Raw genomic sequence first — 19720 nt, 5'->3', positions numbered from 1 at the left:
AATTCGAGTACGTTTACCGATTAACTTAACTATCTACCCTTTCTAGCGGGTTAAATAAAGCGCTAACTGCGTTATACCAATCGACTTAAATATTTAACCATTCTAGCGGGCTAAATAAAGCGCTAACTGCGTTATAAATTTTTCATGTAGAACAACTACATGTCAAAATTTATGCCTTGTTATCACGCCATTTATCTGTCGCTATAAATGGTCAGTAACTTAACACGATTGGTATTATTCACGATAACCCCATTCATTTTATGCTCAGTCGCAAGACCGTTTCACAGCTTGAGGTGGATAGAATTAATGCTGCTATCACGACAAATCAAGGCAATATTAAAGAGGTTATCGCGAACTACACGACAGCTATTTAGCCCAGCCGGGTAATGTGTATTTTGATACGCCCAGCATTGGCACCATAAAAACGCATTAAATCATTTGCAAAAGGCGTGAACTCCCCTGAATGGGTCATTTTAAACTCACCGCCATCGGCTATTTCAAAGGCATCATTGTCACGGTGAGCGATTGCGCCAATTAAAGCGAACCAGTTTGCATGTGGTAGGCGCCTAAACGGCTCAAGCAAGGCCATGGGGATCTCTTTAACGCCCAGTTGTAAATTGTCTCGATGCCAACCTTGAGGGCCGCATTTTACGCCGTCATCATACCAAAGTTGTTCAGGGTATGGGCTAAACCGATAGGTGGCGCCCTGCTCAAGCATCAGTCCTGTTGCATTGTATTGCTCTGAGGCGTATACCAATACATCTTGGCTTTGGCCTATTTTAAGTACCGACATATTTTGACTTTGCAATGCTATATGCGCAGATAAACCATTAAAACTAAGCATACTGTGATCCGCATACAGCAGTTGATAGGCTAAGTTTTTTAGAGACTCTGGGCGATAGCTGGTCAATTTATTTATTCGATGAGCAACACTATGGTGAATCGTTGGGCGTAATTCACTTTGTTCATCATCGACTAACACAATACATTCTCGATCAATGAGCTTAAATAACGGGTTAAACCAAAAATAGTTTTGTTGATGACTCAAGGCGAATGGATCTGGGGTGATAGTCATATCATCCTGGGCAATCAGACTGTTTTGCCCATCAGGAAACAGTGCTGCATAATCGATAGCTTGGCTTGACAAAAAGGTTAAAGGAATAGGGAGTTCTAGCAACCACTCAATGGCGAAACGTAAGCAAATATCGGCTAAACCATCACGGTAATAACCACCTCCAATATCAGAGTGCGCGCCCGCAAACCACACTTCTAGAACATTGTTTTGATGGTTGATTAAGGTTGGCTCAAAGGCTCTACGTTTTTCATCAAGCGCGACACAATGTAAAGCTTGGTCAATATTGGTGGCTAAAGTATGATTTTCAAAAATAACATGTTCAGCCCCTCGAGTAGCCTTGGTAACTTTAGATAATCCAATAGATGCAACGGTATCAAACACGCATAAATGTATATTATTACTTATTAATGGCTCTAGGCACTTAGCAAAACGCCTCGCAAGTGCAGCACCGCGGCTAAAGCCAGTGAGTAGTACAGTATCACCTGCTGTGTAGTTTTGTTTAAAGTCGTTTATTGCATGTTTTAAAATACTAGCTACGTCATCATCACGAGGTGCTAAGGTTTGATTTAGTAACCGCTTTAAACGACTACCTTTAGTACCAATTCCTTGATAATAGAAGCTAAGTTGAGTGTTAAATACAGTTGTGGGGTTGAAATTCAAGCTACCGCCGAATAATAAGTGCAGCTTGAGAATGTTCGAAATACTGGCATCTTCTTTAAAATGAGCAGAACTAAACTGCTCAGCATCACGGGGCTCACTGCCGGTACCATCAAAGTTGAAAATCAGCGTTTTAGCCGTCATAGCATCATTCCTTTCAGTTGGTTTATGCTAATTTACAGGGGAAATATTAAAATTTGAAGACAATATTTAATGCTCTTAACTGTACTCTAATAGTAAGAAGACACCCACTTTTGTTAGTACTAGCGATGATTTAAAAAGACGGTCTAGACTGACACCCACTTTTCCAGATAAAAATAACAGCTGAATTTGCAGCATTAGCGTAATAGGCTAGTATTGATAAAGGGACGTGGTTTTTGAGATATTTATGGCTACAGCAAGGCATCGCCAAATTAGTTTAGTAGACACACGCTATTATCATTGCGTATCACGCTGTGTTAGAAGGGCTCATTTATGTGGAGTTGATAAATATACTGGCCAATCATATGAGCATAGAAGGCAATGGGTTGAAGATAAGTTAATGCGTCTAGCTTCAATATTTTTTATTGATATTTGTGCTTATGCAGTAATGAGCAATCATACACACATAGTGTTGCATGTTGATAACAAAAAGGCTGGGCGGGTAAATGATAGAGCTATAGCTATACGTTGGCATAAAGCGTTTAAAGGTTCTGATATTACACACCGTTTTGCTAAAGGGGGGAAGCTCTCTGAAGCCGAAACCGTAATTGCCTCAGACAATATAAAACAGTATCGTGCAAGGTTGATGGATATCAGCTGGTTTATGCGTTCGTTAAATGAATATATTGCACGTCGAGCTAATAAAGAAGATAACTGTAAAGGGCGATTTTGGGAAGGCCGATTCAAATCGCAAGCCTTGCTTGATGAGCCTGCATTAATAGCTTGTATGGCATATGTAGATTTAAACCCAGTACGAGCCGGTATTGCCGATACACCTGAAAGTTCAAATTTTACAAGTGTTCAAAAACGCATTACTTCTGCTGCAAAGGGGAAGCAGTCTCAATTTTTATTACGTTTTTCAGGAATGACAACTAAGCAAATGACTAAAGGCTTACCCTTTGAATTAACTTCGTATTTAACCTTGGTTGATGTGACAGTACGTTGTATTCGTGCTGAAAAAATTGGCTATATTCCTAGGGAGTTACCCCCTCTGCTTGAAAGGTTGCATATAGAGCCTAAAAATTGGTTAAAGCTAACAAGTAAGTTTACTACTGTGTTTCATGGAGCTGTCGGTCGGCCTGAGTCATTAAAATTATTTTGCCAGCATAAGTATTTTAAACGGCGCTCAAACCTTACTAATTGTGAAAAGTTATTAGCATAATTTTTTGCCCGTTATACACCTAAACCTGCCTCAATAAATATTGTGCTGATGTGCGTTGTAAAATGTTTCACTATTTTCCTGAAAATCCTATTTAGAGCGTATTTCTATTAACTTTATAAAGCGCGCCTACTCTCAAGCTTGCTTAACCAGATAAGTTGTGGCCGCTTTATTAATAAATGGATGTCAATTATTAATAGTGGATGTCTATTATAAAAGGGTGTAAGAGGTGATAAAAGGGTGGATGTCTTTTATAAGAGGTGGCGAGGTGTGCGCAACCTGCCACCAATATTTTAAGTGTTTAATGTAGCTTCATTTTTGGTCTTACCACTCGTAGCACTTTTTCACTTATCCAAAGGGCAAATGTTTTTGCGCTGCCATGAATAGCACGTTGGTGCATGCGGTAGAGTGAGATATACATAAAACGGGCAATCCTACCTTCGATAAAAAAGCTGTTGCTGGTGAGGTTACCCATTAAACTGCCTACAGTGCTGTAACGCGATAAATTAACCAATGAGCCATGGTCATTATATTCAAACCTGCGAAGCGGTTGTTGACGTAATGTCGCCATTAGATTTTTTTCAACACATTGTGCCATTTGGTGAGCTGATTGCGCGCGCGGTGGCACGAGTTTTCCGTCTTGTTGGGTAAACGCACAGCAATCACCCAGTACATAAATTCGCTCGTCACAGTTACTTTGTAAGTAGTCATTGACCATTATTTGGTTATTACGAGTCAGCTCAAAAATCCCCAATTCTTTAACAAAATCAGGGGCTTTAACACCAGCGGCCCATACCATAATATCGGCATCGATCTGCTCATCATCTTTGGTGATAAAACCTTGTTCAGTGGCTTGTTTAACTTGGGTATTTTCACGAACATGAACGCCTAGCTTTAATAACTCTCGCTTTGCAGAGTTAGCAATTCTATCTGGTAGGGCCGGTAATATTCGCGGACCAGCTTCAATTAAGTGGATATGTAAGCGTTTAGCCGACATATTTGTAAGGCCGTAAAGCTTTAATAGATCAGAGACATGATACAGCTCAGCAGAAAGCTCGACACCCGTTGCACCACCCCCCACAATGGCAATATTTAATGCGTGCTGTGGGTCGTCATCTTGATGTAGGCGAGTAAAGTTATCGAGTAGCGCGTGTTGAAAGCGTTCAGCCTGTTGATTTGAATCAAGATAAAAACAATGCTCTTTAATACCAGGAGTGTTGAAATCGTTACTTACACTACCAATGGCGATGACTAGGTAGTCATAATGAACGGTACGCTGTGGCAAAATTTGATGGCCTAGCTCGTCATTTAAAGCGCTTAAAGTTATTGTTTTATCAGCATTATTTAGAGCACAAAAAGTACCTAATTGAAAGTTGTAATGGTGCTTTGCTGCATGGGCTGAGTAAACTACACCATCTAAATCGGCATCAATAGAGCCCGTTGCTACTTCATGAAGTAACGGCTTCCAAATGTGAGTGCGGTTTTTATCTATAAGTAGAATATCGGCTTGTTTTTTCTTTCCTAGTTTATGTCCTAATTGCGTTGCTAGCTCTAAGCCGCCAGCACCGCCACCGATGATCACGATTTTAGGATGTGTTGTTATCATTACGTTGCCCTCAAAAGAATTATACCTAAATACTCTTTTGGTGGCTCAAGGCAAAGAATACTTAGGTATTGAGCAGGCTGAAGCGTTAAAACACCTTTTCAAGCAACGCTTTAATAATGCGCCTTTTAAATTGATTTGTCAGTAAAATAATCATTCTAAACAACAAAGTTATCAATCATCATAGGCTTACAGGAAATCCATAGTACTGGATATTAGCTGTGGTTTTCAAAGAAGATGTCAGTCAATACATGAATCACTAAGTGCGCAGTATATAGCTGTATTTTTCAGAGTGAAAAGAAGCATGGTAAAACAATATATAAATAGCAAAAGACTATAAGAAGTAAATGTTAATAGATTGTTTTTCTTATTTTTAGAGATGAGTTGTTATTTGATTTATATCATTCACAAAGCATGTTCGCGCCCTGATATTTTAAGGCTTAAAATAGTTAGTGAGTTAAGCTAAATTTGACAATTTTCTTATTTAATTGTTTAATTGTTGTTCAATGTGTGCGGTATTTCGAAGATTAATTCGAAGTGCAGTAAGGCAATATACGAATAGTAAGCGTTCAATAATAAGTTAGTGTACAAAGGGCTATTGTTATGCTTCGGGATCGAGTTATAACGTGAGTTCGCTACTTTGATATGATTAAAAGTATAAGGGAATTACTTAAATGAAGATGCTAATTAATATCACTATTTTTGTTTTATTTTTAACTCTATTTAAAGTACAGGCAGCTACCCCAGAAATACTCGCCAGTTCAGTAGTCAAATGTGATTACTGTAGTCAAACCGATATTCGAACTCATGCTAGAACCATGTATCTTCATGCACCTATTGGTGAGTATAATATGGCTTACCTCGATCTAGGAAGGGGCGTTTATTCTAAAGTTACCGTATCTGTTAGCTCTGCTTCTTTCGGGGGAGGTGATGGTTGGGGTGGTAATAGCGAACAAACCACACTGGACGTAATGGTAAACTCAAACGATCAAACTTCCAACCAACGGCTTAAAGATATTAAAAGTGAATATAATGGTATCACTAATGTTCTTAACGGTGGGTATCAGTTAGATGATTCATTTGCTTTTAGAAGTGTTTATGAAGCCCTTTTACATAAAAACGCTTTTATATCTCAAATAGAACATTTTGTTTATAGTGACGGTAGAATATCTACAAAGATACACAATGCTAAAGCTATAGCTGAGATATTAGCTGGTAATACGAGTATATCGGCCAGTGCAGTGGTTGCGGGAGTTGCGATAGCAGCAATTAATAATACTTATGTGATAGTTAGTTTTTCTGATGGTACGAAAATAGAAGTTAAATTTTCGATAAAACTTGTTAATGGAAATGTGGAACTTGATGTTACAGGACTTGGACAAGCTCGTGATGAAAATGATGAACTTGTGCCAATGTCTTCTTTCGAATTAAGAGATAAGTCATTTTCTGGCGCATACGGAGACGCTTTCTTTAGGTATATTGAATCACTTGGAACGATGGTTACTATTTCTGGTGGGAGTGGTGGTGATTCAAAGACTTGCCGTGCCGAAAAAATGGATTGTGATTCAGAGGGGCAAAAGTGTGTAGTAAATTATAGCTGTAATTAATCGTAACGTGATAATTGCCTTGTGTAGAAAAACTATATAGGGCGATTATTCTTCCTTACCCCATCCAACCATCCAACTATTCAAGTAATACAAGAGATATTTAAATTTCTTGGCACTGCATTTACAACTATAAGCTGTGCAATCGCACTACTGCATGATGCAGAATAACCGTGGAACAATTACCGTCCATAACTAAACTGCATTTTTGCAGCCTTGCCTAAACTCAAATACACCGCTGAAAAAGTAACTTCGAAAGATCAACACGCCCCAGATAAGCCAAGAAACAAAACTAAAATAAAGTTACCATAGCGAATATTGAATTTTCAAACTATGATTTCCTTTATTAGGGAATTTAATAAAGGAAATATTATGAGCGATACGTTACTTTCCTCGCTTGAGCAGCATTTTGGTTTTAATCAATTTCGCCAAGGCCAGCAACAAACGATTGAGCAGCTGTTAAATAATCAATCATCTCTGGCTATCTTTCCGACCGGCTCTGGTAAGTCTTTGTGTTACCAGCTGACAGCGTTACATTTACCAAATTTAACCTTAGTGGTTTCGCCGCTATTGGCCTTGATGAAAGATCAAATCAGCTTTTTAAATACCAAAGGCATTTACGCAGCGAGTTTAGATTCAAGCCAAACAGCAGAGCAAAGCCATACCGTTATGGCTGATGTGCGCTCAGGTAAAGTGAAAATTCTGATGGTGTCGGTAGAGCGCTTTAAAAATGAGCGATTTCGTGAGTTTATTAATCAAATTGCTATTTCTATGCTGGTGGTTGATGAAGCGCACTGTATTTCTGAATGGGGCCATAACTTTAGGCCTGATTATTTAAAGCTACCACGTTATCGTGATGAGTTAAATATTCCTCTCGTATTGCTATTAACGGCTACTGCTACTAAAAAAGTAAAGCGTGATATGAGCGAACGTTTTGCAATTGCACCAGAATGTATTGTTCAAACTGGATTTTATCGCGCTAATTTAGATTTATCAGTCTTGAGTGTTAAAACGGCTGAAAAAGCCAGTACACTCGCTAAAATTGTTCGCGATCAACAAGGCCCAGGCATTGTTTATGTGACTTTGCAGCATACCGCTGAACAAGTCGCTGAAGCACTTAGCCGCCAAGGCTTACATGCTGTGGCTTATCATGCTGGGCTTGAAGACACCTTACGGTACAATATTCAAGATGACTTTATGGCGGGTAAAATTAATGTGGTTGTTGCCACAATTGCGTTTGGCATGGGGGTTGATAAGTCAGACATTCGCTTTGTTATTCACTATGATTTACCAAAATCGATTGAAAACTACAGCCAAGAAATTGGCCGTGCAGGACGTGACGGACAGTCATCACAATGTTTTACGTTGGCTAATTTAGATGGCTTAAACACGGTTGAAAACTTTGTTTATGGTGACACCCCTGAGCTTAATGGTATTGAATTTGTTATAAATGATATTCGTCAACACCAAGATCAACAACAGCAGTGGGAGATGCAGGAATACAGTCTCTCAAGCGACAGTAATATTCGTCAGTTAGCGCTAAAAACCTTACTCGTACAGCTGGAGATGCAAGGTGCAATAACGCCGCTATACGCTTATTACGCTGACTTTAAATATAAGTTTTTAGAAGATAAAGCCGCATTATTAAGTCATTTTGACGCAGCCCGCCAAGAGTTTTTAAATTTAATATTCAGCCATACTCAATTTAAAAAAATCTGGGGTACGTTAAATTTTGATACCCTTACCCAAACCGCTCAGGTTGATCGAAAACGGGTAGTTGCAGCCCTAGATTACTTAGCCGAGAAAAATTTAATAGCCCTTGAAACAAAGCGAATCACCCAAGTCTATCAAGTACATAGTCACGTTATTAGTAACCCTGAGTTAGCACAGCAGTTACATGCTTACTTTGTAGGTAAAGAGCAAGCAGAGATCAAACGTATTGGCGCATTAATTCGCTTTTTTGAACTCAGAACATGTTTAAGCTATAACCTTGCTCGTTATTTTGATGATAACCAAGCACCGCAGCAATGCGGCCATTGTTCGGTATGTAGAGGCCAAGCTGTAACACTTGAATACTCTCTCGCTCACCACTTTGCTGACGATGCTGTCATTTATCAAAAGGTTGATGAATTAATTAGTCACCTCGCGAGTAAAGGTATAAATAACCTAGGTATTGAAACCCAGTGCCGCTTTTTAGCAGGTATGAGTGTACCGTTATTTGCCCGTAATAAAGTTCGCCAGCTTAGCGGGTTTGGCTTATGTGAACAACAGCGTTACAGTGAAATAAAAGCGAAATTGCTGGCACGCTAAACTCACTCAGGTATGCTAGAGGCTTATTCTTAAAAGTAAGCCTTTATGCCCCACATAGTTCGCCCCGACAAAAATGCCATTGCAGTAAAAAATATTACGTCAGCTAAAGAACTTGTTACCTGCGCGAACTGCCAAGCTTGTTGTTGCCAGTTGGAAGTACGTATTGTAACTGATACTGGCGTGCCATTTCATTATATTGCATATGATAAATGGGGCAGTGAAGTGATGAAACGCGCTGCAGACGGTTGGTGTCAAGCTCTTGATCGTAATACCTTAATGTGTTCAATTTACGAAAATCGTCCGTTAGTATGCCGCGAATTTGAAATGGCATCTGACGAATGTGTCACCGAGCGTGATATCGCAGGGATCTGAATTGCCTTGTAAAGTGAAGTTTCACTTTCAAAAATTTACTTCCTTTAATTCTTCCATGAATTAAAGGTGGGTGTCTTTGCTATTAATATCAACGTTGTTTATTAACCAATTTGAATTGAGGTGACTGGGTAGGTTAGCGGTTGCTTTTTTTGTTTGGCAAAGCAATAGGCGAATGTTAGTGGGCCAACGCGGCCAATAATCATTAATAGTATGATCAAGCATTGACTCGAGGTGCCAAGCTCACTTGTAATGCCTCTTGAAAGGCCAACGGTGCTCAGTGCTGAAATTACTTCAAAACTAATATCCATCACGGCTAATGGTTCGATGCGGGCGATGATCATAATGCTGGTGAAGGCGATAAACATATATAAAATCATCACGCTTAATGCTTTGATAACTAGTTTGTCACTGAGCTGGCGGTTGAATATAGTCACCGTAGCGTGTTGGCGTAGGTAGCTGTACATGGCTAATAATAAAATGACAAAAGTGCCTAACTTGATCCCACTGGCGGTGCTAACTGAACCGCCGCCAATCATCATTAGCAACATAGTAAATAATGTTGAGTCGGTAGTCAGTGAGTCAATTGGTAGTGTATTAAACCCTGCTGTACGAGGTGTGACGGCTTGAAACCAGGCGCTGAGAAGTTGTTCATTGATTGACAAGTTAGCTAAAGTAAGTGGGTTTGTGTATTCAAATAAAAATATTAGTACAAAGGCTAAGCTATTAATGATTAAGGTTGCAAGTAGAACAATACGGGTATTGGTTGCTAACTTTTGCCAGCGACGTTGCTGGTAAATGTCGATCAGTACAGTAAAACCTAACCCGCCTGTTATAAATAACACAGTGATCACTAAATTGACCATAAAATCACCACGAAACTGACTCAGGCTGTCAGGACTTAATGCAAAGCCTGCATTGTTAAAGGCTGATATGGTGTAAAACAGGCTTTGATAAGCGCTGTGCCAAATGCCGTAGTCATCAAACCAACTAGCCCAAAGTAGTAGAAAAGCGATACTTTCAATAATTAAAGAATAAACCACCACATATTTAGCCACTTTTATCACACCCGATAAGTCGTTAGTGTCAAGAGCTGTACTTGCTAATAGTCGCTGTTGTAAGCCCAGCGTTTTACCTAAGCTTAAGAGTGAAATAACTGCAACCGTCATAAAGCCAATGCCACCAATTTGAATGAGTACCATAACAACACTTTGGCCAAATAATGTCAGTGCGGTCCCCGTGTCAATTACCACAAGCCCTGTTACTGTCACTGCTGACGTGGCGGTAAACATAGCTTGCATTAGGCTCAGTGGCTTGGTGCTGGCAAGTGGAGTAAGTAACAAACCGGTACCGATAATAATTAAAACAATAAAGCCACAGGTTAATATAAGCGGCGGATTTAATTTACGCTGCTTATAGTTAGTTCCTTGTACAAAGGTTTTAGGGTAGCTGTTTGCCTGCCAGTTGATCATAGTACTTTGAACCTTTTGGCTAGTTTTGTTAGGTAGGTTTTTGAGCCCAATAACACTAAACTGTCACCGTGGCGCAGCTCGGTATCTAAATTTAATTCTGTATTAAAATATTCGTCACGGCGTAGGGTAAGTGGTTTAATATCACTACCGCGCTCTTTTAATAACCAGCCGATGGTGCGCCCTGATAGATGTAAATCAATCGCCAGCTCTACAATAAAAGTGCTCTGAGTAAGAGCAAAATATTGATTTACCATAGGGTAATTAAGCGCTTGCGCAACGCGTACGCCCATTTCTTCTTCTGGATGGATAATTCGAGAGACACCCAACTTACTCAATATTTGATGATGACTTTTCGTGCAGGCTTTCACCCAAATCTCTTTTACCCCTAAGTTTTTAAGGTGTAATACACATAAAATACTGGCTTCAATGTTTTCGCCAATAGCGACTAAAACGGCTTGGCAGCTAATTAAATCAAGGCGAGCCAATTGCGCTTCATCACTGGCGTCTATCACTACGGTATAGCTAAGCTGATGAGCATAATGATTTACTGTGCTGTCACTTATATCAGCAGCGCAAACATGATGCCCTTGATGAGCCAGCTCTAAACAAGCGGTTACACCGAACCGCCCTAAACCAATTACTGCAAACTGCGCCATGTTGAATACTCATTGAAAGTTAAAAGACTCGCAGAGTGTAAGGCGCGAAAAATAAAAGTCAGTGGCTATGGGTTAAGCTTTATAAAGATTTAATACTCAGGGTAAAAAACTTTATAAAAACTTTATAGTCGCTGCTCAGTTATCGCAGTAAGCTAGGGTATGCGTTTTTGAAGAGCAAAAAATGAAGATAAAACAATACCTCAGTGCTATTGCTGCGAGTGTACTGATGCCAATACTGATTGTGCTGGCTATTTTTCCTGTGCGGGATTGGTTTACCACCACCGATATTGTGATGTTGCAATTAGTGTGGGTCACGTTGGTGGCACTGCGCAGCAATCGTCGTGTGGCGGCAATTACTACCTTGGTCAGTGTAGCTTGCACCGATTGGTTTTTTGTAACCCCCTATTTTACTTTTCATATTGAAAATATTGAGTATGTAGTGACCTTTGCGGTCATGCTGATAGTAGGATTAGTGATAAGTCAATTAGCAGGTCAACTGACGAGTAAAATTAATGACATTAAACAGCATGCTAGTAATACAAGTTGCCTATACGAGCTTGCCAAAGGGTTAAATGGCCTCGATGAAATTGATAGCCAGCGCGGCTATTTTCAAACAACTGTTGAGCACCATCTGCATATTACTCTCGATTGGTGGCAAGTTATACCGGTTAAGCAGCCACAATCAAGGTGTTATTTTGTGAACGGTGAAATTGATAGTTGTTGGGGCGGTTTTACTGCATCACAGTCGCTGGATGAGGCGAGAAGTGCATTTTTAAACACTGCTATTTCAGTGCTATATCAGGCGCATGAGAACACGAAGTTGCGCCAACAATCGGCTGCTATCTCTGTGCAAGCCGAGCTTGAGCGTGCTAAAAATGCTTTGTTGCGTAGTTTGTCCCATGACTTACGAACCCCACTGGCTACGATTATGGGGGCATCGAGTATGCTCGCGGATGAAAACATTGTACTTAATGAAGAAATGGCTGTAGAGCAAGCACGTAATATTTTTGAGCAAAGTAAAATTCTCAATGAGCATTTTGATAAGGTTATGGAGCTTAGTCGGGTCAATAAAATGGGCGAAGACTTGCAATGGCAAAGCATCAGTTTGCAAACCTTGATCAGTGAGGCTCAGGCACGCCGCCAGCAGTTGTTAATTAATTTTGAGCTCACCACAGCGATCAGTGAACAAGACAGTTGCCAAGGGGATATCACCCTACTCGAAATTGCGTTGGCTAACATGTTTGAAAATGCTAGCCGCTACGGAAATGGCCACGCGACGCTCAGTTTTAGCTATCAGCAAGATGCGCAGCAAATTGACTATCAATTACGGATCACCAATCAATTAGCAAGTTCATTGCCATCAAGCACTGATCAAGGGGTTGGTTTGGGCAGTGTAATTTGTGATGTGGTTGCTAAATTTCATCATGGGCGTTTTACTTTAGAAATCAATGAACAACAACAAAGCGCCAGTGCCTGTTTAGCATGGAGTAAGTTACATGATTAATATTCTAGCGTTAGAAGATTCGCCGCCACTGCAAAGCTTTTTAAAAACCCTATTAGCTGCCAGTGGCTACCAAGTGAGTGTGAGTGCTAAAGGGCTTGATGGCTTTGCGCTTTTAAGTGAGCAACAGTTTGATCTCGTGCTCTTGGACTTAGGCTTACAGGATATGGATGGGCAAGATTGGCTATTAGAACTTAGGCAGTGGAGCCAGTTACCAGTGCTCGTGCTCTCAGCACGTGATGGTGAAGTTGAAAAAGTCACCGCTCTTGATAATGGCGCGAATGATTACCTAACAAAGCCTTTTAGTGCCAACGAATTACTAGCGCGTATTCGTGTGTTACTGCGCACGAATACGCAAACGAGCGCAGCTTTAAGCTGTGGTAGTATTAGCATTGATCCACATAAACACCTGGTTATGGTGGCGCAACAAGAAGTTAAACTTACCAAAAAAGAATATGCAATTTTATTGTTGATGCTGCAAAACAAAGACAAAGTGCTCACCCACAATGCAATATTAAGCCAAGTATGGGGAGAGCAATATATTAATCGGCCTGAATATATCCGAGTGCATATGGCTCAGCTAAGGCAGAAACTAGAAGCAAACCCAGCCAGCCCAAAGCATTTACTTACAGAGCCTGCCGTGGGGTATCGGTTAGTTGATTAATCTTGCCTGAAAAGATTCGCGTGTAAAGGGGCTTTACACCCCTTTAAACTAGCTGTGATGCTGGCTTAACCGTATTTTGCTTCTAGCTCATCGGCGGTGTGATATTTTTCATGGCTCTTTAATTGCTCTAAGTAGCGGGCAATTTCAGGAAAATGGCTAATAGCGCCCGTTTCGGCTACTTTTTCAACCACAAACGACAACATAAAGTCGGCACCCGTTAATTGCTCACCCACTAAGTAGCTTTTGCCGGTTAGTCTTAAGTTGATATAGCTTAAAATTTTGCCAATTTCGTGATCAGCGTAGTCCGCGATAAAGTTAGTTTTACAACCATCTTTGGTAATAAATAGTTTAAGTAAAAACGGCACCATGGCCGAGCTTTCAGCGAAGTGTAGCCACTGCTGATAATCAATATAGTCTTTACTGTCTCGGTTTGGTGCAAACTTACCATTACCATATTGCGTGATTAAATAGTCAGTAATAGCACCTGATTCAGTAATCACTTGGCCGTTGTCTTCAATTACTGGCGATTTACCCAATGGATGAATCGCTTTCAGCTCATCTGGTGCTAGGAAAGTCTCGCTATTACGTTGATAGGCAATAATTTCGTAATCAATCTCAAGCTCTTCAAGTAGCCAAATAATACGTTTAGAGCGTGATTTATTTAAGTGATGTAATTTGATCATGGTGATCCTTATAAGCGCAGCCGTTGCCGCGCAGGGTAAATTTAAAGTGGCTTATTTACTTGTACTACCGTTTTGCCAAAGTTCTTGCCGTCAATCATATCGTTAAATGCAGATACGGTATTTTCAAAGCCTGTTACTAAGTGTTCGCGATAATGAATTTTGCCCTCGCTAAGCCACTTTTGCATATCAGTTGCAAACTCATCATAACGGTGGCCGTAATCGTCAAAAATAATAAAGCCTTGCATACGAATTCGTTTGGTGAGAATTTGCCCCATTAGCGCACCCATTCGATCCGGGCCTTGTGGTTGCTCGGTGGCATTATATTGCGACACTAAACCACATAGTGGAACGCGTGCTGCGGTATTTAGTAAAGGTAATACGGCGTCAAACACTTTTCCGCCCACATTTTCATAATAAACATCAATACCTGCATCACAGGCTGAAGTTAATTGCTCTGCAAAATCATCAGCTCGATGATCAATACAGGCATCAAAACCAAGCTTTTCAACGGCGTATTGGCATTTCTCACTCCCACCTGCAACGCCGACTACCTTACAGCCTTTGAGCTTGGCAATTTGCCCTACTGTCGCGCCAACAGGGCCTGTTGCCGCGGCAACCACCACTGTTTCACCTGTTTTTGGCGCGCCGATATCTAGTAGCCCCATGTATGCAGTAAAGCCAGGCATGCCCATAATACCTAGCGCGTAGGATGGGTGGCTGGGCTCTTTACCCAGCGGCATTAATCCTTCACCATCTGAAATTGCATATTCTTGCCAGCCTGTATAAGCCAGCACCCAGTCACCGACAGCAAACTTTTCATTATTCGATTGCTCAATTTGACACACTGTAGCACCGACCATCACATCGCCAATTGCCACAGGCTCCGCATACGATTTTGCATCACTCATACGACCGCGCATGTAAGGGTCTAGCGATAAATAAATAGTGCGTAGTAATACTTCGCCTTGTTTAAGCTCGGGGAGTGACACGCTTTTTAGTTCAAAGTTATCCTGTGTTGGCGCACCATGCGGGCGAGACTTAAGGGTAAATTGTTTGTTTGAGATAGTTGGCATAATCGTTTTCCATATCCAGTTAAGAGAGTGCTGCATAGTTACTGTAAATCTAAATGCTCAGTAGCTATGTTGTTGCAGCGTATTGAGAACACAGTAATGAACTTAGGGCTAAGCGCTATAAATTCAACACTTAGCATAGTTTAGTTTATCGCTATATGGAGAATCACTTTTGCAGTTGTGCAATAGTGACTGTTAGTTGTTGTAATTTGGGAACAAGTTGTGTTAAAAATAATCTGTAATTTGATCCTATTAACAAGGGAATGACATGGTAAAACAACTGTTTATATTATTAGCCATGATGAGTAGTGGCCTAACTTGTTTTGCCGCGCAGGCAAATGACGAGGTCTTGTGTGTGGATCAGGTTGCGCTGCAAGGAATACCGTTTAGTTTTGAAAATGATAATAATGTAAGACCTAAAGTGAGTGACTTTAGTGTAGTTAACACTGTATTGATGAGCAGTGAGCAAGGCCGCCGAGTTGCCGTGGTAACAATTCGTAATGATGCGTCGGGTTCGCGAATTTTACAGGCTGAGCATATAATGGCGTTATTTGCCGATGGCAGACGAATATCGCCTATGGCATTGGCTGACAATATTAAACTTGAAGATGGTGAGCAGCGCTCATTAACGCTGTCATTCGGCGTAGATTTTTACCCCATCTTGAGTATCTTCACCAGTAATAATTTAAATTAGGAATAATAATAAAATGAAAGCGATGATCTGTGGATTAGGCTGTGCGGCAGTTTTGCTAAGTAGCGCCTGTTTAGCAACTAATACAACCACCAATAACAGTCGTGACTTTGTTGCTGATAATATCTTCACGCAAGGCATTGAAGGGCCAGTATTTTATAAGCAACACTTATACGCGGTTAATTTTGCAGAGCAAGGCACCATTGGCAAGGTAGATAGCAGTGGCAAAGCCCAGTTATTTATTAAGCTGCCAAATGACAGCGTTGGTAATGGTTTGCAATTTGATAGCCAAGGCAACTTATATATAGCGGACTATGTTAATCATAATATTTTAAAAGTACCTGCCAATAGTCAAAGTGTTGAGGTTTTTGCTCATAATAAAACCATGAACCAACCGAATGATATAGCGATTACCACACGAGGCGTGTTGTTTGCCAGCGATCCTAATTGGGCAAACAGTACCGGTAAATTGTGGCGCATTAATGCAGATGGCAGTACGCAATTACTTGAAGACAATATGGGCACCACCAATGGCGTGGCGGTTAATAACGATAATAGTAAGCTGTATGTAAATGAGAGTGTGCAGCGGGTTATTTGGCAGTACGATCTTGATCGTGATTTAAACATCAGTAATAAACAGCCGTTAATTAAGTTTGTTGATCATGGTATGGACGGCATGCGTGTAGATAACCAAGGTAATGTGTTTGTGGCGCGTTATGGCGCAGGCGTGATCTTAAAAATCAGTCCGGCGGGAGAAGTCTTGAACACCTATACGTTAACAGGGCAGCATCCCACTAATGTGGCGTTTAACGAGCAGCAAACCAAGTTGTTCGTTACTATGCAAAAACGCGGCGCGATAGAAGTAATTGAGCTATAAAAGTGTATGGTAAAAACGAAATACCGACTATGTAGCGCAGTTAATTAAATTGCGCCTAATGCAAAGTCGGTATGCTCCCAGTGCGCTTGGCAAAAGCAGCTTGATACCGCTTTATTCTTCCTGAGCTCAATCTTAGTTCATTTAAGTCTATAAAATTGTTTCGTGTTAGTGGTGAAATAGTATTCGCTATTACATGCGGCAAGCTGTTGTTTTCCTTGTTTTAAATGATTCCATTCTTTGTTTTCTTACCATTTAAAGTGCAAAAAAATACGATTTCCAGGGAATTATAAATTTTAAAATCAAGCCTAGTTTGGAATAATTTATATTGACTTGGTGTGTTTTTATGACTAAGTTAACATTCTGTAAGTAAAAACGATAACTTATGTCTTGGTTTAACAACTTTAAACCTGTAGTAGCTGTACAAGTAATTTGAAATATAAAAAAGGTTAAATGCTTATACTATGAATAATAAATTCCACACAATTACAACTCAATTCAAAAAATCATTACTCGCCACTTTGGTTATTTCAGCTTCTAGTACTGCTTTTGCGAATGATGCTGAGCAATTAGACAAAGATAAATTAACGAAAGAAGATATCGAACGCATTGAAGTAAAAGGCTACGCAGCGTCAGTGGAAAAAAGCCTTAATATGAAGCGATTTGCAAACAGTGTTGTTGATGCTGTATCTGCAGAAGATATCGGTAAATTTCCTGATCAAACGGTAGCCGATGCTTTACAGCGTATCCCTGGTGTTCAAGTTGAAAAAGACTTAGGCGGAGAAAGTGACCGAGTAAGTATTCGTGGTACAGCTCCTCATTTAAATATTACGCTATTGAATGGCCAGAGTGTAGCCTCAGCAACGGCGTCTGCATCTATCACTCGTCCATCCCGCGGTTTTAATTATTCACTTTTACCTGCAGAATTAGTTGATACTTTAGAGGTGTTTAAGTCCGCTGAAGCTGATGTTGATGAAGGATCAATTGGTGGTACTGTCGTGGTGAGAACTCGTAAGCCGTTAGACAGCGAATCTAATTATGCGGCATTGTCAGTGAAAGCATTTCACTTTGAAAATGCTGATGAAACAAAGCCTTATATTTCGGGTTTATACTCTTGGAAAAATGAAGATGAAGACTTTGGTTTTAATGTGGGCTTTGTTCGCAAAGAACTTGCAACTCAAAGGGACAGTAAAGAAGTCAGATTTGGTTACCGTAGTACCGATGCCAATGGTGATGGTAATAATGAGTATTACCCTGGGGCGGTCGGTTATAACCGCTACGCGAGTGACTCTGATTTAAATACAGTGACGGCTACCTTGCAATACGCACCTTCGGCAAATTTAGATATTGTTTTTAATAATCTGTATTCAAAATCTGAGCATGAGTCATACGGTACTTACTCCAGTGGTTTTATATTACAAAACATTGGCAATATTGAGCAAGCCGATATTGTCGATGGTACTGTCGTCGCTGGAACGTTACCTGCGCATAATAACTTAGGCTATTACGGAAATGCCGGATACCAAGGTGAATTTAAAACTCAAGCTCACGATATTAAAGTTACCTATGCAAAAGATAACTACACACTGACAACACAGTTTGGCTATAGTAAAGCGGAGGGGGCAGTGAGTGATGTATACTCAGAGTACTACGCAAACACAGACGCCTCGTACAGCATCGAAAATGGAACTCCAGAGGTTGTATTATCAGATTCCCTTACTCCTGCGGATTATCGCTTAGATTACAATCATAAAAATGATATAGCGAATGATTCGGATGAAAAATATGTTCAATTTGATTTTGAATATCAACTCGATAATGATTACTTTACGGCAATAAAAACCGGCGTTAAGTACCGTGAGCACAGTAAAGCCGCAAACTTAATTAAAGCAAATTACCCTAAAACGAGCTCTGATGGCAGTACAAATAATTTAGGGCAATTTGCAACGACAACAGTAAATGACTTCATGGGCGGGGAGAATGCTATTTTGTGGCAATTTGATAATGCCGCTTATAGCAATTGGATTGCCACTACTGAACCATCTACTGCACCGTATGAGCATCTTGATTACACCTATGACTTGCAAGAAAGTATTACAGCCGGTTACGTTAAAGCATTATTTGCATTCAGTGATTTTCGCGGTAGCGTAGGTGTACGTGCGGTTAAAACAGACGTTGATTCCCAATCACTACAATATACTGGCCGTAGTTTTGATCCACAAAATATCGAAGAAGTTGGCTTTTCTAATAGTTATAACGACTTCCTCCCTAGCTTAAATATCGCTTATGACTACAGTGATGAAATTATCCTGCGTTTTGCTGCTGCAAAAGTAATGTCACGCCCTGATTATGACTTTTTATCAGCGCGCAAAAGTGGCTACTGCACAGCGGCCACTGGTTGTAAGGGCAATGAAGGAAACCCTGATCTAGAACCCTATCGTGCTTCGCAATATGACTTATCAGCTGAATGGTATTTCAACGAATCATCTATTTTATCGTTAGCTTATTTTTATAAAGATATCGATTCGTACATTACAAATAGCACCGTTGATAAAGAGTGGCTGTGGACAGATCCAGATACCGGCGTTGAAGAGCTACGCACCTTTTTAATTACGCAGCCTTTAAATGGCTTAGGTGGCGAAAACTCCGGGTTTGAAGTGAATTATACGCAAAAGTTAGGGTATGGCTTTGGTATTCAAACTAACTACACTTACTCTGATGCAGAGCTTGAGCAAACAGCAGAGCAAGTTGCCGCTGGCGAAGAGGCTGTGCTGCCTAATAATTCAGAAGATACCTTTAATGCCACAGTGTATTACGAGAATATGGGCTTTAGCGCTAGGGTTTCATATACGTATCGCTCTGAATACTTCTACACAACTTATTTAGGGTTAAACCAGTATATTGATGACTTTGGTCAATATGATTTGAACCTTAGCTACAATGTCACTGATAACCTGAATGTGATATTTCAAGCTATTAACTTAACCGATGAAGATCAGCGCTCTATGTCAAGTAACAGCACTGGTATGTCAGATAGCAATCGCCCACTTGCTATTCATAACTATGGACGTAGATTCTTACTGGGCGCTCAATATAAATTTTAATTCCCCCCAGATACGATATAAATAGCC

15 protein-coding genes are annotated in these 19720 nt (G+C 40.3%); 9 read left to right on the top strand and 6 right to left on the bottom strand.

Annotated features, from left to right (window positions below):
* Positions 1–370: 370 nt before the first annotated feature.
* Complete coding sequence (locus tag CWB85_RS10155; RefSeq protein WP_016706399.1) at positions 371–1876, bottom strand: phospholipase effector Tle1 domain-containing protein; 1506 nt, start codon at positions 1874–1876, stop codon at positions 371–373.
* Between the two features lie 244 nt (positions 1877–2120).
* Between CWB85_RS10155 and CWB85_RS10150 the strand changes: the two genes are divergently transcribed.
* Positions 2121–3095, top strand: a complete 975-nt coding sequence (locus CWB85_RS10150) for a transposase (RefSeq protein ID WP_138554798.1) — start codon at positions 2121–2123, stop codon at positions 3093–3095.
* A 298-nt stretch (positions 3096–3393) separates the two neighbouring features.
* On the opposite strand, the gene CWB85_RS10145 is transcribed toward CWB85_RS10150, so the two are convergent.
* On the bottom strand, positions 3394–4698 hold the full coding sequence (locus CWB85_RS10145) for an NAD(P)/FAD-dependent oxidoreductase (RefSeq protein WP_016706397.1): 1305 nt from the start codon (positions 4696–4698) through the stop codon (positions 3394–3396).
* 671 nt (positions 4699–5369) lie between these two features.
* Here CWB85_RS10145 and CWB85_RS10140 point away from each other — a divergent pair.
* The 3 genes from CWB85_RS10140 to CWB85_RS10130 all read left to right on the top strand — a co-directional run bounded on the left by CWB85_RS10140 (position 5370) and on the right by CWB85_RS10130 (position 8981).
* A complete protein-coding gene (locus CWB85_RS10140) occupies positions 5370–6302 on the top strand; it encodes a hypothetical protein (protein ID WP_016706395.1) in 933 nt (310 codons plus the stop codon).
* A gap of 369 nt (positions 6303–6671) precedes the next feature.
* Positions 6672–8609, top strand: a complete 1938-nt coding sequence (locus CWB85_RS10135) for a RecQ family ATP-dependent DNA helicase (RefSeq protein ID WP_016706394.1) — start codon at positions 6672–6674, stop codon at positions 8607–8609.
* 45 nt (positions 8610–8654) lie between these two features.
* The gene (locus CWB85_RS10130) at positions 8655–8981 is read left to right on the top strand and encodes a YkgJ family cysteine cluster protein (protein ID WP_016706393.1); all 327 of its coding nucleotides are present in this window, start codon (positions 8655–8657) and stop codon (positions 8979–8981) included.
* 101 nt (positions 8982–9082) lie between these two features.
* Here the strand turns inward: CWB85_RS10130 and CWB85_RS10125 are convergent, their stop codons facing one another.
* Entirely contained in the window at positions 9083–10450 is a 1368-nt protein-coding gene (locus CWB85_RS10125) for a TrkH family potassium uptake protein (RefSeq protein ID WP_016706392.1), read from the bottom strand.
* Positions 10447–11106 carry a potassium channel family protein gene (locus CWB85_RS10120; protein WP_016706391.1) on the bottom strand — a complete coding sequence of 220 codons (660 nt, stop codon included), beginning with the start codon at positions 11104–11106 and terminating at the stop codon, positions 10447–10449. Before CWB85_RS10120 ends, CWB85_RS10125 begins: the two co-directional genes overlap by 4 nt.
* A gap of 181 nt (positions 11107–11287) precedes the next feature.
* Here CWB85_RS10120 and CWB85_RS10115 point away from each other — a divergent pair, with 181 nt between their 5' ends.
* Positions 11288–12610 (top strand): DUF4118 domain-containing protein, encoded by a 1323-nt coding sequence (locus CWB85_RS10115; RefSeq protein WP_138554797.1) that lies wholly within the window; start codon positions 11288–11290, stop codon positions 12608–12610.
* Positions 12603–13271: a response regulator gene (locus CWB85_RS10110; RefSeq protein ID WP_016706389.1), complete on the top strand. Its 669-nt coding sequence runs from the start codon at positions 12603–12605 to the stop codon at positions 13269–13271. Before CWB85_RS10115 ends, CWB85_RS10110 begins: the two co-directional genes overlap by 8 nt.
* 65 nt (positions 13272–13336) lie before the next feature.
* On the opposite strand, the gene CWB85_RS10105 is transcribed toward CWB85_RS10110, so the two are convergent.
* Together CWB85_RS10105 and curA are read right to left on the bottom strand one after the other, a co-directional pair.
* Positions 13337–13954 carry a glutathione S-transferase family protein gene (locus CWB85_RS10105; protein WP_016706388.1) on the bottom strand — a complete coding sequence of 206 codons (618 nt, stop codon included), beginning with the start codon at positions 13952–13954 and terminating at the stop codon, positions 13337–13339.
* 41 nt (positions 13955–13995) lie between these two features.
* Positions 13996–15027, bottom strand: a complete 1032-nt coding sequence (gene curA, locus CWB85_RS10100; protein WP_016706387.1) for an NADPH-dependent curcumin/dihydrocurcumin reductase — start codon at positions 15025–15027, stop codon at positions 13996–13998.
* A 265-nt stretch (positions 15028–15292) separates the two neighbouring features.
* Here curA and CWB85_RS10095 point away from each other — a divergent pair, with 265 nt between their 5' ends.
* The 3 genes from CWB85_RS10095 (at position 15293) to CWB85_RS10085 (ending at position 19693) form a co-directional block, all read left to right on the top strand.
* Positions 15293–15718: a hypothetical protein gene (locus tag CWB85_RS10095; RefSeq protein ID WP_138554796.1), complete on the top strand. Its 426-nt coding sequence runs from the start codon at positions 15293–15295 to the stop codon at positions 15716–15718.
* Between the two features lie 13 nt (positions 15719–15731).
* Positions 15732–16592, top strand: coding sequence for an SMP-30/gluconolactonase/LRE family protein (locus tag CWB85_RS10090; RefSeq protein WP_138554795.1), 861 nt, complete (start codon positions 15732–15734; stop codon positions 16590–16592).
* A 461-nt stretch (positions 16593–17053) separates the two neighbouring features.
* Positions 17054–19693 carry a TonB-dependent receptor gene (locus CWB85_RS10085; RefSeq protein WP_138554794.1) on the top strand — a complete coding sequence of 880 codons (2640 nt, stop codon included), beginning with the start codon at positions 17054–17056 and terminating at the stop codon, positions 19691–19693.
* The last annotated feature ends 27 nt before the right edge of the window (positions 19694–19720 follow it).

It is taken from the genome of Pseudoalteromonas sp. S1727 (assembly GCF_005886375.1).
Lineage (GTDB): Bacteria > Pseudomonadota > Gammaproteobacteria > Enterobacterales > Alteromonadaceae > Pseudoalteromonas > Pseudoalteromonas haloplanktis.
The sequence above is the reverse complement of the archived record's forward strand: the minus strand, read 5'-3'. Positions and strand labels throughout refer to the sequence as shown.

What these genes read in the sequence shown, in the direction of transcription:
- CWB85_RS10135 (WP_016706394.1), top strand. Translation starts at nt 6,672, where the DNA reads ATGAGCGATACGTTACTTTCCTCGCTTGAGCAGCATTTTGGTTTTAAT.
- CWB85_RS10145 (WP_016706397.1), bottom strand. Translation starts at nt 4,698, where the DNA reads ATGATAACAACACATCCTAAAATCGTGATCATCGGTGGCGGTGCTGGC.
- CWB85_RS10115 (WP_138554797.1), top strand. Translation starts at nt 11,288, where the DNA reads ATGAAGATAAAACAATACCTCAGTGCTATTGCTGCGAGTGTACTGATG.
- CWB85_RS10150 (WP_138554798.1), top strand. Translation starts at nt 2,121, where the DNA reads ATGGCTACAGCAAGGCATCGCCAAATTAGTTTAGTAGACACACGCTAT.
- CWB85_RS10125 (WP_016706392.1), bottom strand. Translation starts at nt 10,450, where the DNA reads ATGATCAACTGGCAGGCAAACAGCTACCCTAAAACCTTTGTACAAGGA.
- curA (WP_016706387.1), bottom strand. Translation starts at nt 15,027, where the DNA reads ATGCCAACTATCTCAAACAAACAATTTACCCTTAAGTCTCGCCCGCAT.
- CWB85_RS10120 (WP_016706391.1), bottom strand. Translation starts at nt 11,106, where the DNA reads ATGGCGCAGTTTGCAGTAATTGGTTTAGGGCGGTTCGGTGTAACCGCT.
- CWB85_RS10085 (WP_138554794.1), top strand. Translation starts at nt 17,054, where the DNA reads ATGAATAATAAATTCCACACAATTACAACTCAATTCAAAAAATCATTA.
- CWB85_RS10155 (WP_016706399.1), bottom strand. Translation starts at nt 1,876, where the DNA reads ATGACGGCTAAAACGCTGATTTTCAACTTTGATGGTACCGGCAGTGAG.
- CWB85_RS10105 (WP_016706388.1), bottom strand. Translation starts at nt 13,954, where the DNA reads ATGATCAAATTACATCACTTAAATAAATCACGCTCTAAACGTATTATT.
- CWB85_RS10095 (WP_138554796.1), top strand. Translation starts at nt 15,293, where the DNA reads ATGGTAAAACAACTGTTTATATTATTAGCCATGATGAGTAGTGGCCTA.
- CWB85_RS10110 (WP_016706389.1), top strand. Translation starts at nt 12,603, where the DNA reads ATGATTAATATTCTAGCGTTAGAAGATTCGCCGCCACTGCAAAGCTTT.
- CWB85_RS10090 (WP_138554795.1), top strand. Translation starts at nt 15,732, where the DNA reads ATGAAAGCGATGATCTGTGGATTAGGCTGTGCGGCAGTTTTGCTAAGT.
- CWB85_RS10140 (WP_016706395.1), top strand. Translation starts at nt 5,370, where the DNA reads ATGAAGATGCTAATTAATATCACTATTTTTGTTTTATTTTTAACTCTA.
- CWB85_RS10130 (WP_016706393.1), top strand. Translation starts at nt 8,655, where the DNA reads ATGCCCCACATAGTTCGCCCCGACAAAAATGCCATTGCAGTAAAAAAT.